The sequence below is a fragment of the Kluyvera sichuanensis genome (assembly GCF_014218705.1).
In the GTDB taxonomy this organism is placed as follows: Bacteria; Pseudomonadota; Gammaproteobacteria; order Enterobacterales; family Enterobacteriaceae; genus Kluyvera; species Kluyvera sichuanensis.
Genome location: NZ_JABBJF010000007.1, coordinates 83,926 through 99,506 on the forward strand (window position 1 = coordinate 83,926; position 15,581 = coordinate 99,506).

The window sequence follows — 15,581 nt, forward strand, 5'->3', positions numbered from 1 at the left end:
TGAAACACAAAAGGGGCTCGGTATTTCCGGGCCCCTTTGTATCAGCGCTTAGGCCGTAGCCGCTACGCCCGTCTGAATTCTCTGCGCCGAGCCGCAGACGTTGATTTTGTTTCTGACCACTTCCTTCATGGCATCCATCCCCACTCGCATGTAGTAGCGCGGATCGTTACCTTCCGGGTTCTCAGCAAACCACTGCTTCACCGCATCAGCAAAGGCGATTTTGAGTTCGGTCGCGACGTTAACTTTGCAGATGCCTAGCTCAATTGCCTGGCGAACAAACTCGTCGGGAACGTCGCTGGCGCCGTGTAGAACTAGCGGAACATCGACCACCTTGCGGATCTCTTCCAGGCGCTTGAAATCGATTTTCGGGCGCTTGGTGTAAAGGCCGTGGGCGGTGCCGATGGCGACGGCCAGGCTGTCTACGCCGGTCATCTCAACGAAGCGGCGCGCTTCTTGTGGGTCAGTAAAGAAGGCGCTCTCTTCATCGACATTCATATCATCTTCTACACCGCCAAGCCGCCCCAGCTCTGCTTCAACGCTGCAGTCGTTGTGGTGGCAAAAATCGACCACGGATTTCACCAACTGTACGTTTTCATCAAACGGGTAGTGGCTACCGTCAATCATTGCACTGCGTACCCCCGCGTGCACTTTGCGGCGGATATCGGCCAGCGATTCGTGGTGATCGAGGTGCAGAGCCAGGGGAAAATCGTAGCTGGCGGAGTAGGCTTCGCACAGCGCGTAGATCTCTTCAAAGGCAATGTGCTTAAAGGTCCCTGGCGTACCGGCGAGGATCACCGGGGATTGCATTTCGTTGCACACCTCAAGGATCGCCTGGATCGTTTCGGCGTTGTGGATGTTAAACGCGGGAACCGCATAGCCCTTTGCCTGGGCGTCCTGGAGCAGGTATTTCGTAGAAATAATAGCCATGATTCAATCCTCTTAGCCGCGCCATGGGTGAATGTTGACGCCCTGTACTACGCGGTTAACCGTGCCGCTAGCGGAAGGCGTGTCCGGCGTGATGCCGGCGTTGATGGACTCCGACAGCGCAAAAATCTGGGCGTACATCAGGAAACAGAAAGCCTGCTCGACGTCGCTAAATGGACGCGACGGCGGCAGAAGAATGTGAGGGCCCGCGCCGATTGCCTCGTCGGCATCGGAGGCAATGGCCACTACACGCATCGCGAGCTGGTCACGGCGCAGTTCTGCCAGCAGATCCAGATCGTACTGGCGCGTGTAAGGATGGCTGGAGACAAACATTACGATCAGCGTTTCGCTATCGACCAGCGATTTAGGGCCATGACGGAAGCCGGTAGAGGAGTCATAGAATGCGGCAATTTTACCGGCGGTTAACTCCAGCACTTTCAGCGCGGATTCACGCGCGGTACCCTGCAGGCCGCCGCTGCCCAGATAGACAATGCGTTTCCACGACTGCTGACCGAACACGCCCTGCGCGCCGTCTCCCAGTTCGTTCAGGATGGTCCGGCAGCGTCTGGCGACATCTTTGAAGGTATGGCTGTTAATCACGTCAGCGGCGAAGACTGATAGGCAGCTTGCCATCATGGTGGTGATGCTGCTGGTCATGGCAAAGCCACGGTCGTGGGTTTCGGCAGGCATCAGCAGCACCAGCGCGTTAGCGCTCTGGCGAGCATTCAGATACAGGCTGCCCGCTTCGTTGCAGGTGATCACCAGGTGGTAGCACTCAGGAACCAGCTGATTGACCAGATCGACTGCCGCGACGCTCTCAGGGCTGTTGCCCGAGCGGGCGAATGACACCAGCAGAAGCGGGCCTTCGGTTCTCAGGTAATCCAGCGGGTTTGACACCAGATCGGTGGTGGGGATCGAACGAAAATCTTTACCGCTATGATGGCTGAGCCACGGGGCGATCATATCGCCAATAAAGGCTGAGGTGCCTGCGCCAGTGAGGACGATCTGCAGATCGCGGCGATTTAACAGCGGAGCAAGAAAGTTGTCGATCGACTGACGGGTGCTATCGATCTGCGCCAGAGAACGTAGCCAGCTATCAGGCTGCTGATGGATTTCTTCTTCAGTCCAGGAACGGGTTCTGGTGCGAGACGGGGTGTAGGTTTCTGACATAACGCAATCCTTAATCGTATGAACTCAGCATCAGAAGGTGGTGCTGCTCATGTTTATCTTTCGTTTCGTTTCATTTTAATGCTTTCTTGGTTGATTAAAATCTACAGAAAAGAAATCGAAAGTTCAATCTGGAAAATAAAAATAAAACGAAAAATTAGAGATGGGAGCAATTTTGTTTTATTTATTTTTATTATTCAATGCGTTACATTTGTATTGGTAGAGGGTTTTGATTCTGACAAGAAAGGAAAAGAAAGATCCCCGCGGGGCGGTGCAGGGACCTTTACGTTAGACAATGAAAGGTTAAAGGTTTAGCGGTGTGCCTTTGAGCCAGATTTGTCGTACCTGAAGCTGGGCGTTAAGCGCAATCACATTCGCCTGCTTTCCGACGGCAATCGACCCAAGGTGGTCATCCACGCCGAGGAGCTGCGCGGGATGCAAAGAGGCCATACGAATCGCCTCTTCTGTGCTGATGCCAGCCATCTCCACCATATTTCTGACCGCGGCATCGACCGAGAGCGTACTGCCAGCCAGGCCACCGGAGGGTGTTCGCACAATGCCATTGCGCATCTCGACGTCGTAACCGCAGATGTCGTATCGCCCGTCGGGCATTCCGGCTGCCCGCATTGCATCGGTGATTAGCACCGTGCGCTCCGGGGCGCAGTGAGCGCATAGCCGTATGGTCGCCGGGTGCACGTGGTGCCCGTCGGCAATCAGTTCAAGCCAGGCGCGAGAATCGGTCAGGCCCGCGCCGACCATACCGGGCTCCCGGTGATGCAGACCGGTCATGCCGTTAAAGCAATGCACCAGCCCATCCGCACCGGCATCAAAGGCAGCAACGGTCTGCGCGTGGGTAGCGGCGCTATGGCCGAGCATCACGCGAACGCCGCGCCGCTTCAGATGTGCGATGGCCTCCAGCGCTCCGGCTTTTTCCGGCGCCAGCGCGACCACTCGAAGTGTGTTTTGCGAGTGGGCAATCAACCTATCCAGCTCGTGGGTGTCCAGCTCGCGAAACAGTTCGGGTGGGTGTGCGCCCTTGTTCTGGGGTGTAAAGTACGGCCCCTCCAGGTAGCTTCCCAGCACTATCGCTCCCTTGCCCCCCGTTTGCATGCGCAGGGCGATTCGCCCCAGCGCACTTTCGATAGCAGGAAGCGGGGCCGTGACGGTAGTGGGTAGCCAGGCACCGACCCCCTCGCAGGCTTTGTGTATCGCCAGCGTCTCCAACGTGCGTGGATCGTCATCCATCACATCTAAGCCTGCACCGCCGTGAACGTGGAGGTCGAGATAGGCCGGACACAACAGGTCAGCGTCACGGGTGGTTATACCGGCTGGAATCGGCGTAATTTGCGCTATCTGACCCTCAACGAGATGGATCTGATGGTCGTCCAGCCAGCCGCTTTCGCTCAGTACCCTGCGTGCGCGCAGCACCTGAGTCATATGCCTTCCTCTACCGCAACTTCTTCGCGGCAGTTTTTTAGCTCATCGACCAGACTGGTCAGCCCGCGATGCCCGCACTCTAGCGCCTGAAGCCTAAACGCCGTGCTGCTTAACCCTTCACGTTCCAGCACCATTTCCAGTAGCAGTTGGAGATTGGTCCCGGTGATCACTTCGCTGCCCGGTTTCTGCATGGCGAGCGTCGATGCCACGCGGAAAGGCGTTCCGCCTAATAAATCGGTCAGAAAAACGATATCCTGCTGAGAGTCTAGCTGAGCCATCGCGGCTTCCAGTTGCGACGTGAGCAACGCGGTCGTTGAGGCTTCGGGAAAATCGATAGCGATAAACTGCGGCTGCTCGCCCAGGATCTGTTTCATCGCTTGTTCCAGACCGGTCGCGAAACCACCGTGCCCACAAAGAATAATGCCTAACATTGTGACCTCTTTTACTTACAGGAAATGGGCAAACTTGCCGACAACGCCTAACAGCACGGTGATCCCAATCAGACGCAGCGGGCTCCAGCCACGACGTACCAGCCAGAACATGGTCATGGTGTAAACCAGCGGCAGGAACGCGGGCATCAGTTTATCAATCACGTCGGTCTGCAGTTTGACGACGGCATCCCCGGCGGTAATCTCAAGCGTCGTGGCTAAGCGAACGTAGGTGGCAACCAGTGCGCCAATCACCGTCATCCCAACGATAGATGCCGCATGGCCGACCTTCTGGGTGTTCGCCTTAATTAACGGGATCGCGGCGACCCCCATGCGATAAGCATAGTGGGCAAGGCCAAAGCGCAGGCCCAGGTGCACGATGTTGAACATCACAATAAAGACCACGGCCCCCAGAATGGATCCCTGAAGCGCCAGGCTTGCGCCAATACCGCCGCAGATAGGCAGCAACGTGAGCCAGAACATCGCATCACCGATGCCGCCTAACGGTGCGCCGACCGCGATTTTGGTGCTTTGAATACTGTTAACGTCCTGCTTGGAACGCTCCATCGCCAGAATAATGCCGATAACAAAGGTGACCAGGAAAGGGTGGGTGTTGAAGAATCCCATATGTCCTTTCATGGCGCGCGCCAGGTCGCGTTTATTGGTGTGGATCTTTTTCAGGGCCGGCAGTAGGCCATACAGCCAGCCGGATGCCTGCATACGTTCATAGTTAAAAGAGGCCTGCAGCAGCATGGAACGCCAGGCCACACGGTTGATGTCTTTGCGCGTTAGCTCAGCGCCAATGGACTGATCTTCATAGACGTTTTCGTTTACGCCGCTCAGCAGCGTCTCTTCGCTTTCGGCAACATTCGGCAGGGTGGTTTGATTAGATGCCATCTTCAAATTCCTCTTTCTGTGCCTGAGACACTTTAGGTTCCGGGTTCTTGCGCAGCAGATCGATCATCGCCATCGCCAGCGCGGCAGCGGCAATTGCCAGTACCGGCAGCTTGAGCCAGGCAGCGGCGACAAAACCGATGATGAAGTAAGGGATGTAGACGTTTTTCATCATGATTTTCAGCAGCACGGCAAAGCCGATCGCCGGCATGATGCCGCCCGCCACGCCGAGGCCATCGATCAAACGCTCAGGCAGAACGCTCATCGCGGTTTTGGCATGCTCCGCGCCGAAGTAAATCGGTAAAAAGGCGCATAAGAAGTAGAAGGTGCCTAACGCTAACAGCGCCAGGTAGTTAACGCGTTCAATGCCCTGAGTATCCGCGTTTGAGGCCATGCGGTCACAGCGTGACATGACGCCCGACATGACTGAAAACAGGAAAGTAATCCCCATCTGTACCGCGACGGCAAACGGCACGGCAACGCCAACGGCGACGTCGGGCTTCACTCCGGTGGTAATGGCGAACGTGGTGCCAACGATGGTACCGATAATAACGTTAGGCGGTTGTGCGCCGGCAAGCGGTGCCAGGCCCATCCAGACCAGCTCCAGCGTCCCGCCGGTCAGAATACCGGTATGCAGATCGCCGAGAATCAGGCCGACCAGCGGCCCCAACACCACAGGGCGATGCAGGTGCGTCAAACCGTTAAACATATCCAGGCCTGCGATAAAGGCGAGGATGCCTAGCGCAAATGCCTGTAGTAAGTTGATTTCCATCGCAATTACCTCAGATAAGTTTATAGAGATCTAACGCGGGTTCGGTGGGAACGCCCTGGACGAAGCATTCAACGCCTTCGGTTTTCAGCCCGTTGAAAGCTTGGGTATCGTTAGCATCAATAGAGACCGTTTTGGCGATTTGCTTTTTGCCTTCGGCATAGTGCATGTTGCCAACGTTGATGCGTTTAACCGGTACGCCGCCTTCAACCAGCGTGAGGAAATCAGCTGGATTTTTGCAGACCAGTAAGATTTTCTGACGATCTGCGGCGCGGTGAATGTTGTCGATCACCTTCTGCAGCGTCCAGAAACGGACGGCGATCCCTTCGGCCAGCACCATCTCCATCAGGTTTTGCTGTACGGAGTCTTCTGCGACCTCATCGTTGGCAACGAGCACCAGGTTTGCCCCCGCAAACCCTACCCACTGCACCCCGACCTGACCGTGAATCAAACGTTCATCAATACGGCTTAACACAATATTCGGCATAGCATTTTCCTCTTAATCGTTATTCGCTATCGGATTTGTCGCCCTGACAGGCGGCGTGGTACTGGCGTAAAACGTCCTGAATATGGTCGATAATGAGCGCGTGCGGCGTGGCGCTCAGGCTCCCTTCACGGACTCTGGCGTACTGCAAAGGGAGATACTGGCTTATCAGCGGCAGTGGAATCGGGGTATCCGCCAGATTGCGTACCAGCCGTTCGTAGGCGCTGTCGACCTGAGTATCAGGCCAGTAGTAGCGCATGCGGTCTGAGTAGCTATAGCTCCGTGCCAGCCGACGTGTATTGCTGTCGCCGTGGTAGTGGCTCTGCCAGTATTCGGGACGGTCCTGCATGACGTTTTCCAGCTCGCGTCGCAGACCGGAAATAGCCTTAGCAGGCAGCAACTCTTCTTCAATTCCTGCCAGTGAGAACAGCGCTTCGCGCAGAGCGAAGGTGAGTGCCGGGCCGACTTTCAGAATGGCAAAATGGTCAATCACCAACTGGCGAAGGGCGTGCGGCGTTTGATAGTCGGTGGAGTGTGCTTCAAAGACCATCGCGGGGTGAGATTCCACCATTTTGCTCAGCGCCACGGCTTTTTGCGGCTGATAGTCAATGACGTTGGTGTGATCGAACTCAACGCCGGGCTGAACCACTAAGGCGACGATACGCGGCCAGAGGTCGGCAAGCCCTTGCGCTTCAAAAGCATGATGATGGGCTTGCAGCGTGGCCTGAGCCGCTTCCGGCGTGGTGACGGCAAGTTCAGTGAGCGCTTCATGCGCGCCGCCCGGTACCGGAACCTCGGTGCCAATGACGTACACGAGGTCAGCGTGACCAAAATGCATTTTGCAGGTAGCTTCGGCAATGGCGGCGAGTCGCGCGGCGCGTTCTGCGACGATGGCATCGGTCAGCGGGACGGGGTCGTCAGCGCAGGACATGCTGCAATCAAGGTGGATTTTTTTGAATCCGGCGGCCACATAGCTTTTGATAAGCTCATCGGCATTGGCCATTGCCGTGGCGGCAGGCAGCGTTTGCCAGCGGTTTGGGCCGAGGTGATCGCCGCCGAGAATCAGCTGTTCGCGCGGCAACTGTAATGTATCAGCGAGTTGATGAACGAAACGGTGAAAATCAGCGGGCGTCATACCGGTATAGCCGCCAAACTGATCGACCTGGTTAGAGGTGGCTTCAATCAGTAATGGGCTGTGGTTTTGCAACGCCAGGCGCATTGCGGATTCCAGCACCAGCGGATGCGCTGAACAAACGGCATAAATGCCCTTTGCGTTCCCCCGTTTGTGTTGTTCCACCATTTCTATGAGATGTTTCACTTTCCTCTCCGTATTCGATGGTTTTAATTTTGATCTTTCGTTTCATTTCACTTTATAGTGCATTACGTCATTTAAAAAATAAAACGAAAGGTTTTCATTTTCCGATCTGTTTCACAAAAGAAACGTAATGAAAGATTTGTATGGCCGATGATACGGGGCAAGTGCCATTTCTTGCGCTTGCAATCTGCTAAAAGAAAGGCGTTAATAGAACAATCGAAATGAAACGAAAGATTGGATTAAGGGATTCATTATGAGCAGCACGGATTCGTCCGCAGAAAAGCGCATCACAGGCACCAGTGAAAGGCGTGAACTCATTATTCAGCGCTTGCGCCAGCAAGGAAGCGTACAGGTTAACGATCTTTCCACTCACTTTGGCGTATCTACCGTCACTATCCGTAACGACCTGGCGTTCCTTGAAAAGCAGGGGATTGCGGTGCGTGCCTACGGCGGAGCGTTGATCTGTGACGGCAGCCAGCCTGGAAATGAGCCTTCGGTTGAGGATAAAAGTTCGCTGAATACCGCGATTAAACGACGTATTGCTGAAGCGGCGGTTCAACTGATAAAACCGGGGCATCGTATTATCCTCGACTCGGGGACCACCACGTATGAGATCGCGCGTCGCCTGCGTCAGCATACGGACGTCATTGCCATGACGAACGGTATGAACGTAGCTAATGCGCTGCTGGATGCCGAGGGCGTTGAGCTGCTGATGACCGGCGGACATCTGCGTCGTCAGTCACAATCGTTCTATGGCGATCAGGCGGAGCAGTCGCTGCAGAATTACCATTTCGACATGCTGTTCCTTGGCGTGGACGCTATCGACCTTGAGCGTGGGATCAGTACCCATAATGAAGATGAGGCGCGGCTGAATCGCCGGATGAGCGAAGTCGCAGAGAAGATCATTATCGTCACCGATTCCAGCAAATTTAACCGCTCCAGTCTGCATAAGATTATTGATATGCAGCGCGTGGATATGATCATCGTCGACGAAGGTATTCCGGCGGAAAGTCTGGAAGGGCTGCGCAAAAGCGGTATCGACGTCACGCTGGTGGCGGCATCGGAATAAAAAAACCGGGATAGCGGTGGTGCTATCCCGGTTGTTATCAGGCAGGAGCGCGATTAGTGCATCAGGTCACCGGTGCCGGGTTAAACACCGCCAGCTGGTTATGCAGCCCCCACTGATCCGAGAAGGTTTTCTTCCGCCCGCTCGCCACGTCGAGAATAAACTCAAACAGCTTGGTGCCCACATCCTCAATGGTCTCTTCGCCCGTCGCAATGGTTCCGGCGTTGATATCCATTAAGTCATACCAGCGGTTCGCCAGCTCCGTGCGGGTAGCCATCTTAATGACCGGCACCGCCATCAGGCCGTACGGCGTACCGCGACCGGTGGTGAAGACCTGAACGGTAATGCCAGAGGCCACCTGTTGGGTGCCGCAGACGAAATCGCTTGCCGGGGTGGCGGCATAAATCAGGCCGCGTTTGGTCGGGCGCTGGCCCGGTGATAGCACTTCCACAATGGCGCTCTTGCCTGATTTGGCGATAGAGCCCAGTGCTTTTTCTACCACGTTTGCCAGACCGCCTTTCTTGTTGCCCGGAGACGGGTTGGCGCTGCGGTCGGTTTGGCCCATATCGAGGTAGTTATCGTACCAGGCCATCTCTTCCAGTAGGCGTTTACCGACCTCTTCGTTGATGGCGCGCGGGGTGAGCAGGTGGATGGCGTCACGCACTTCGGTGACTTCTGAGAACATGACGGTTGCGCCGCAGCGGACCAGCAGGTCAGACGCGTAGCCCACCGCTGGGTTGGCGGTGACGCCGGAAAAGGCATCGCTGCCGCCGCACTGCATCCCAACGACCAGTTCAGATGCCGGGCAGGTTTCACGCTGGCGCTTGTTCAGTTTTTCCAGGTGGCGTTGAGCTACCTGCAGAATGTCGTCGACCATCGATCTAAAGCCGACATGCTGTTCGTCCTGCAGGCGCACAATGCTGGCACTGTCGACCGGGATGCTCTGCACATCTTCGGTCCCTTGCAGCAGGCGTTCTGGCTGCAGTTTTTCGCAGCCGAGGCCGACCACCATCACTTCGCCGCCAAAGTTCGGGTTCAGGGCGATGTTATGAATGGTACGAATGGGCACGATGGCCGCCGGGGCGTTAATCGCCACGCCGCAGCCGTACAGGTGGTTAAGGCCTACCACGCCGTCGACGTTCGGGTATTTTGGCAGCAGATCGCGCTCAATAATCTTGACCACGTAATCCACCACGCCTGCCACGCAGTGCACGCTGGTGGAGATGCCCAGCAGGTTTTTGGTGCCGACGCTGCCGTCGGCGTTGCGGTAGCCTTCGAAGGTGTAGCCTTCCAGCGGCGGCAGCGCTTCCGGCACTTTGGTGGCCAGCGGGAGCGTGTTCAACGGCGGTGCTTCCGGCAGAATAACCGTGGACTCATCAATCCAACTGCCCTTCACGATATCGCGAACGGCATAGCCGATGACCTCGCCGTAGCGGATAATTTCGCCGCGTTCGGGAATATCTACCAGAGCTACTTTATGCCCCTGGGGAATATGCTCAATTAATTCCAGACCATCAGGAAAACGTGTTCCTGCTTTTAATCCGTTATCGTTAACAATAATCGCCACATTATCAGTGTCGTGCACTTTAATATAAAAGGCAGTCGGCGATTCTTGTCTGATTTCAATGTTAGCCATTGTCCAGTATTCTCCAGCCAGCGGGGCAAAAAATAAAAGATAGAAGTGTCAGGGTTTTCATTATTGAAAATAAGAACACTTTGATTATGGAATAAAGCATGTCAGGTGTTGAAGTTTAAAAATGTGATTGAGATCACTTATTATTGTGATGCCCCGTGGCGCAAGGGTATCAAAGCGTGAAATTGTGCATCAGCGCCCAGTGTTATGTGCATATGTATAATTAAAAGATTTTTAAAAGCGTTGAGATTGTGTGTTTGCACAATGTATGGCGCTGGTTTCCTGATTATACTGAATCCCGATTTCATAGTGTCTTATTGGTTTATTTAGTCGCTTGTTATCAATTAATAATCAGCGAAATATGCCTTAATAATAAAAATACAATTAAGGTGCTCTGTACCCCCGAGGATAATAAAATGATACATGATACTGCTGATGTTTCTGGATCAACGAAAGGAATGCCGACTCGTTATTTAATTTTGTTAGTTATTTTTATTGTTACGGCCGTTAACTATGCTGACCGCGCCACGCTCTCCATTGCCGGTACATCGGTGGCGAAAGAGCTGGGGCTGAGCGCGGTAGAAATGGGGTATATCTTCTCTGCGTTCGGTTGGGCTTATTTGCTCATGCAGATCCCCGGTGGTTGGTTACTGGATAAATTTGGTTCGAAGAAAGTGTACACCTACAGCCTGTTCTTCTGGTCGCTGTTCACTTTCCTGCAGGGCTTTGTTGGCTTCTTCCCATTAGCGTGGGCAGGCGTCTCCATGTTCTTTATGCGCTTTATGCTGGGCTTCTCCGAAGCGCCATCTTTCCCAGCGAACGCCCGTATCGTGGCGGCCTGGTTCCCGACTAAAGAGCGTGGCACCGCGTCCGCTATCTTTAACTCTGCGCAGTATTTTTCGTTAGCGTTGTTCTCTCCACTGCTGGGCTGGCTGACCTTTGCCTGGGGCTGGGAACACGTCTTTACCGTGATGGGGGCGATTGGCTTCGTGCTGACCGGGATGTGGGTGAAGTTTGTTCATAACCCGACTGACCATCCGCGTATGTCTAAAGATGAGCTGAAGTTTATTGCGGATAACGGTGCTGTGGTCGATATGGACCATAAAAAGCCGGGCAGCGATGCGGCGAAAGGTCCGAAGCTGGAGTACATCAAGCAGTTACTCAGCAGCCGTATGATGTTAGGTATCTTCTTTGGTCAGTACTTCCTGAACACCATTACCTGGTTCTTCCTCACCTGGTTCCCGATTTACCTGGTGCAGGATAAAGGGATGTCGATTCTGAAAGTAGGGCTGGTGGCATCTATCCCGGCGCTGTGTGGCTTTGCCGGTGGCGTGCTGGGCGGTCTGTTCTCTGACTACTTGATCCGCCGTGGCTGTACGCTGACCTTTGCTCGTAAGCTGCCTATCGTGCTGGGCATGCTGTTGGCATCGACGATTATTCTGTGTAACTACACCGATAACACCGCGCTGGTGGTAACCCTGATGGCGCTGGCATTCTTCGGTAAAGGCTTTGGCGCACTCGGCTGGCCGGTTATCTCCGATGTGGCACCGAAAGAGATTGTTGGGCTGTGCGGCGGGCTGTTTAACGTCTTCGGCAACGTGGCGTCTATCGTCACTCCGCTGGTGATTGGCTATATCGTGAGTGAGCTGCACTCCTTTAATGGCGCACTGATTTTTGTAGGCTGCTCTGCGCTGATGATGATGGTTTGCTACCTGTTCGTGGTGGGCGACATCAAACGTCTGGAACTGCGTAAGTAAGCCACGACTAACTTAAGGTAATGAAAATGGATAACGCGATTTTCCCTAACAAATTCAAAGCGGCACTGGCTGCCAAACAGGTTCAGATTGGCTGCTGGTCCGCACTCTCCAGCCCAATCAGCACCGAAGTGTTAGGACTGGCCGGTTTCGACTGGCTGGTACTGGACGGTGAACATGCGCCGAACGACGTGACGACGCTCATCCCGCAGCTGATGGCCTTAAAAGGCAGCGCGAGCGCACCGGTGGTGCGTATCCCGACTAACGAGCCGGTGATTATCAAGCGCATGCTGGATATCGGTTTCTACAACTTCCTGATCCCGTTCGTAGAAACCGAAGAAGAAGCCGCGCTGGCGGTCTCCTCTACCCGCTATCCGCCAGAAGGCATTCGCGGTGTGTCCGTTTCGCATCGCGGCAACATGTTTGGCACCGTGCCGGATTACTTCGCGCAGTCCAATAAGAACATCACCATCCTGGTGCAGATCGAGAGCCAGCTTGGCGTCGATAACGTTGATGCCATTGCCGCTACCGACGGCGTTGACGGTATCTTCGTCGGCCCAAGCGATTTGGCCGCGGCGTTAGGCCATCTGGGCAACGCTTCTCACCCGGAAGTGCAGCAGGCGATTCAACACATTTTCGCCCGTGCCAAAGCGCACGGTAAGCCGAGCGGCATTCTGGCACCGGTAGAAGCCGATGCGCGTCGCTATCTGGAGTGGGGCGCAACCTTTGTGGCGGTCGGCAGCGATCTGGGCGTGTTCCGCGCCGGTACGCAGAAGCTGGCTGACGCCTTCAAGAAGTAACCACCACCGAATACATACACATTTGAGGAAATGACGATGAAAGTTGGTTTTATTGGCCTGGGTATCATGGGTAAACCGATGAGTAAAAATCTGCTGAAAGCAGGTTACTCGCTGGTGGTTTCTGACCGTAATCCTGAAACGATCGCTGAAGTGATCGCCGCTGGTGCCGAAACGGCAACCACGGCAAAAGCGATTGCCGAGCAGTGTGATGTGATCATCACCATGCTGCCAAACTCCCCGCACGTGAAAGACGTGGCGCTGGGCGAAAACGGCATTATCGAAGGCGCGAAGCCGGGCACCGTGCTTATCGACATGAGTTCGATTGCTCCGCTGGCCAGCCGTGAAATTAGTGATGCGCTGAAGGCGAAGGGCGTTGAGATGCTTGATGCGCCGGTCAGCGGCGGCGAGCCAAAAGCCATCGACGGTACGCTGTCGGTGATGGTGGGCGGTGATAAAGCTATCTTCGATAAATACTACGACCTGATGAAAGCGATGGCGGGTTCGGTGGTACATACCGGCGACATCGGTGCGGGTAACGTGACCAAGCTGGCAAACCAGGTGATCGTGGCGCTGAACATTGCGGCGATGTCTGAAGCGCTGACCCTAGCAACCAAAGCGGGCGTTAACCCGGATCTGGTGTATCAGGCTATTCGCGGCGGCCTGGCAGGCAGCACCGTGCTGGATGCGAAAGCACCGATGGTGATGGACCGTAACTTCAAGCCGGGTTTCCGTATCGACCTGCATATTAAAGATCTGGCGAATGCCCTGGATACCTCGCACGGCGTTGGCGCACAGCTGCCGCTGACCGCGGCGGTGATGGAGATGATGCAGGCGCTGCGTGCCGATGGTCTGGGAACCGCTGACCATAGCGCTCTGGCATGCTATTACGAAAAGCTGGCGAAAGTGGAAGTCACTCGCTAAGGACGTTGTGCCCGGTGGCGCATTGCGTGCCGGGCTTACAGGGTAGGCCGGAGCAGTAAAACGCCCTCCGGCGTCGTGCGCTAATAGGCTCAGATATGAAAATCGTAATCGCCCCAGACTCTTATAAAGAAAGCCTTTCTGCCACCGAGGTAGCTCAGGCAATAGAAAAAGGATTTCGGGAAATCTTTCCGGAAGCGCAATTCGTGTCAGTGCCGGTCGCCGACGGTGGAGAAGGAACGGTTGAGGCGATGATTGCGGCCACGCAGGGGCGTTCGGTGACATCAACGGTCACTGGCCCGCTCGGCGAAGCCGTGGAAGCACAGTGGGGGATCTCCGGCGACGGGAATACCGCCTTTATTGAAATGGCGGCCGCAAGCGGCCTGGCCTTAGTGCCACCAGAACAGCGTAACCCGCTGATTACCACCTCTTACGGCACCGGGGAACTGATCCTCCAGGCGCTGGAGAGTGGGGTGAAGAACATTATTATCGGTATTGGCGGCAGCGCGACCAACGACGGCGGTGCCGGTATGGTGCAGGCGCTGGGCGCGAAGCTGTGCGATGCCGAGGGCAAGGAGATTGGCTTTGGCGGCGGCAGCCTGATGAGCCTTAATCACATTGATATTTCCGGCCTGGACGCCCGCCTGCAACACTGCGCGATTCGCGTGGCTTGCGATGTGACGAACCCGCTGACCGGGCCGCAGGGCGCTTCCTGCATCTTTGGCCCGCAGAAAGGGGCGACCGAGGCGATGATCGTCGAACTGGATCGCAACCTGGCCCACTATGCGGAGGCGATCAAAGCCTCGCTGCGTATCGACGTGAAAACCGTGCCGGGATCTGGCGCCGCGGGCGGAATGGGGGCGGCGCTGATGGCGTTCCTGGGCGCAGAGTTGCGCAGCGGCATTGAGATTGTGACCCAGGCGCTGAATCTGGAAGAGCATATTCACGATTGCACGCTGGTGGTCACCGGTGAAGGCCGTCTCGATAGCCAGAGCATTCACGGCAAGGTGCCGGTAGGCGTAGCCAGCGTGGCGAAGAAATACCATAAACCGGTTATCGGCATTGCCGGTAGCCTGACGCGCGATGTTGGCGTGGTGCACCAGTACGGCATTGATTCGGTATTCAGCGTGCTGAACCGTATTGGCTCGCTGGAAGAGGCGTTCCGCGATGCGGCGGAGAACATTTATCAGACCTCCCGGAACATTGCCGCCGCCATTCAGGTGGGGATGCGGATCGAAGGGTGACATCGGCGCGCAAACCCTCTATACTGCGCGCCGAAGCTGACCAGACAGTCGCCGCTTCGTCGTCGTCCTCTTCGGGGGAGACGGGCGGAGGGGAGGAAAGTCCGGGCTCCATAGGGCAAGGTGCCAGGTAACGCCTGGGGGGTGTAACAGCCCACGACCAGTGCAACAGAGAGCAAACCGCCGATGGCCCGCGCAAGCGGGATCAGGTAAGGGTGAAAGGGTGCGGTAAGAGCGCACCGCGCGGCTGGTAACAGTCCGTGGCACGGTAAACTCCACCCGGAGCAAGGCCAAATAGGGGTTCATAAGGTACGGCCCGTACTGAACCCGGGTAGGCTGCTTGAGCCAGTGAGCGATTGCTGGCCTAGATGAATGACTGTCCACGACAGAACCCGGCTTATCGGTCAGTTTCACCTCTTAAAAAACCCCGCCTCGGCGGGGTTTTTGCTTTTCGGCGCTGATTGAAGGACACGCCTTTTCAGTAGCGTTATATTCTATTTGTTTACCATATCCATACAAAAAATAGAGTTATTCACTAAATTGATGTAATGGTGTGATAACCGTCATTTTTTACCTTTCTTTAACTTCACATGTTGTTAACACGACTCATTGCGCTATCTCACAAAACCTGCGTAGCGTTCATCATCGAAGAAATCGCTATCCGGTTAAAATTCCTTATAAAACAACTTATTACGCTTATGGTGTTGGAAGCGAAAACAACCGAAATCTCTCTTTTTTTAGTTCAAGAGAA

15 protein-coding genes and 1 other RNA gene are annotated in these 15,581 nt (G+C 55.2%); 7 read left to right on the top strand and 9 right to left on the bottom strand.

The annotated features are described in order from the left end of the window. Window positions 1–48: 48 nt before the first annotated feature. Complete coding sequence (kbaY, locus tag HII27_RS10465; protein WP_185667846.1) at window positions 49–927, bottom strand: tagatose-bisphosphate aldolase subunit KbaY; 879 nt, start codon at window positions 925–927, stop codon at window positions 49–51. Window positions 928–939: 12 nt separating this feature from the next. Then, on the bottom strand, window positions 940–2,094 hold the full coding sequence (locus HII27_RS10470; protein ID WP_185667847.1) for an SIS domain-containing protein: 1,155 nt from the start codon (window positions 2,092–2,094) through the stop codon (window positions 940–942). A gap of 18 nt (window positions 2,095–2,112) precedes the next feature. Between HII27_RS10470 and HII27_RS10475 the strand changes: the two genes are divergently transcribed. Beyond that, entirely contained in the window at window positions 2,113–2,406 is a 294-nt protein-coding gene (locus tag HII27_RS10475; RefSeq protein WP_185667848.1) for a hypothetical protein, read from the top strand. Here the strand turns inward: HII27_RS10475 and nagA are convergent. From nagA to kbaZ, 6 genes are read right to left on the bottom strand one after another with little or no spacing between them, the layout of a single operon-like run. After that, window positions 2,395–3,528, bottom strand: a complete 1,134-nt coding sequence (gene nagA / locus HII27_RS10480; protein ID WP_185667849.1) for an N-acetylglucosamine-6-phosphate deacetylase — start codon at window positions 3,526–3,528, stop codon at window positions 2,395–2,397. The two genes, HII27_RS10475 and nagA, sit on opposite strands and share 12 nt — an antisense overlap. Further along, window positions 3,525–3,959, bottom strand: a complete 435-nt coding sequence (gene agaF, locus HII27_RS10485) for a PTS galactosamine/N-acetylgalactosamine transporter subunit IIA (RefSeq protein ID WP_185667850.1) — start codon at window positions 3,957–3,959, stop codon at window positions 3,525–3,527. Before agaF ends, nagA begins: the two co-directional genes overlap by 4 nt. 15 nt (window positions 3,960–3,974) lie before the next feature. Beyond that, window positions 3,975–4,853 carry a PTS N-acetylgalactosamine transporter subunit IID gene (gene agaE, locus HII27_RS10490; RefSeq protein WP_185667851.1) on the bottom strand — a complete coding sequence of 293 codons (879 nt, stop codon included), beginning with the start codon at window positions 4,851–4,853 and terminating at the stop codon, window positions 3,975–3,977. Further along, a complete protein-coding gene (agaW, locus tag HII27_RS10495) occupies window positions 4,843–5,622 on the bottom strand; it encodes a PTS N-acetylgalactosamine transporter subunit IIC (RefSeq protein WP_185667852.1) in 780 nt (259 codons plus the stop codon). The genes agaE and agaW overlap by 11 nt, the downstream gene beginning before the upstream one ends. A gap of 10 nt (window positions 5,623–5,632) precedes the next feature. Next, window positions 5,633–6,106: a PTS N-acetylgalactosamine transporter subunit IIB gene (agaV, locus tag HII27_RS10500; protein ID WP_185667853.1), complete on the bottom strand. Its 474-nt coding sequence runs from the start codon at window positions 6,104–6,106 to the stop codon at window positions 5,633–5,635. A 19-nt stretch (window positions 6,107–6,125) separates the two neighbouring features. Then, complete coding sequence (gene kbaZ / locus HII27_RS10505; RefSeq protein ID WP_185667854.1) at window positions 6,126–7,421, bottom strand: tagatose-bisphosphate aldolase subunit KbaZ; 1,296 nt, start codon at window positions 7,419–7,421, stop codon at window positions 6,126–6,128. Between the two features lie 250 nt (window positions 7,422–7,671). Here kbaZ and HII27_RS10510 point away from each other — a divergent pair, with 250 nt between their 5' ends. After that, window positions 7,672–8,487, top strand: a complete 816-nt coding sequence (locus HII27_RS10510) for a DeoR family transcriptional regulator (protein WP_185667855.1) — start codon at window positions 7,672–7,674, stop codon at window positions 8,485–8,487. Window positions 8,488–8,548: 61 nt separating this feature from the next. On the opposite strand, the gene garD is transcribed toward HII27_RS10510, so the two are convergent. Next, window positions 8,549–10,120 carry a galactarate dehydratase gene (gene garD, locus HII27_RS10515; RefSeq protein ID WP_185667856.1) on the bottom strand — a complete coding sequence of 524 codons (1,572 nt, stop codon included), beginning with the start codon at window positions 10,118–10,120 and terminating at the stop codon, window positions 8,549–8,551. Window positions 10,121–10,533: 413 nt separating this feature from the next. Here garD and HII27_RS10520 point away from each other — a divergent pair, with 413 nt between their 5' ends. The 5 genes from HII27_RS10520 (at window position 10,534) to rnpB (ending at window position 15,246) form a co-directional block, all read left to right on the top strand. Further along, window positions 10,534–11,874, top strand: a complete 1,341-nt coding sequence (locus HII27_RS10520; RefSeq protein WP_185667857.1) for an MFS transporter — start codon at window positions 10,534–10,536, stop codon at window positions 11,872–11,874. A 26-nt stretch (window positions 11,875–11,900) separates the two neighbouring features. Next, window positions 11,901–12,671 carry a 2-dehydro-3-deoxyglucarate aldolase gene (garL, locus tag HII27_RS10525; RefSeq protein WP_185667858.1) on the top strand — a complete coding sequence of 257 codons (771 nt, stop codon included), beginning with the start codon at window positions 11,901–11,903 and terminating at the stop codon, window positions 12,669–12,671. A 30-nt stretch (window positions 12,672–12,701) separates the two neighbouring features. Beyond that, the gene (garR, locus tag HII27_RS10530; RefSeq protein ID WP_185667859.1) at window positions 12,702–13,592 is read left to right on the top strand and encodes a 2-hydroxy-3-oxopropionate reductase; all 891 of its coding nucleotides are present in this window, start codon (window positions 12,702–12,704) and stop codon (window positions 13,590–13,592) included. 95 nt (window positions 13,593–13,687) lie between these two features. After that, window positions 13,688–14,833 carry a glycerate 2-kinase gene (garK, locus tag HII27_RS10535; RefSeq protein WP_185667860.1) on the top strand — a complete coding sequence of 382 codons (1,146 nt, stop codon included), beginning with the start codon at window positions 13,688–13,690 and terminating at the stop codon, window positions 14,831–14,833. A 32-nt stretch (window positions 14,834–14,865) separates the two neighbouring features. Further along, an RNA gene (rnpB, locus tag HII27_RS10540) (RNase P RNA component class A) lies at window positions 14,866–15,246 on the top strand. The last annotated feature ends 335 nt before the right edge of the window (window positions 15,247–15,581 follow it).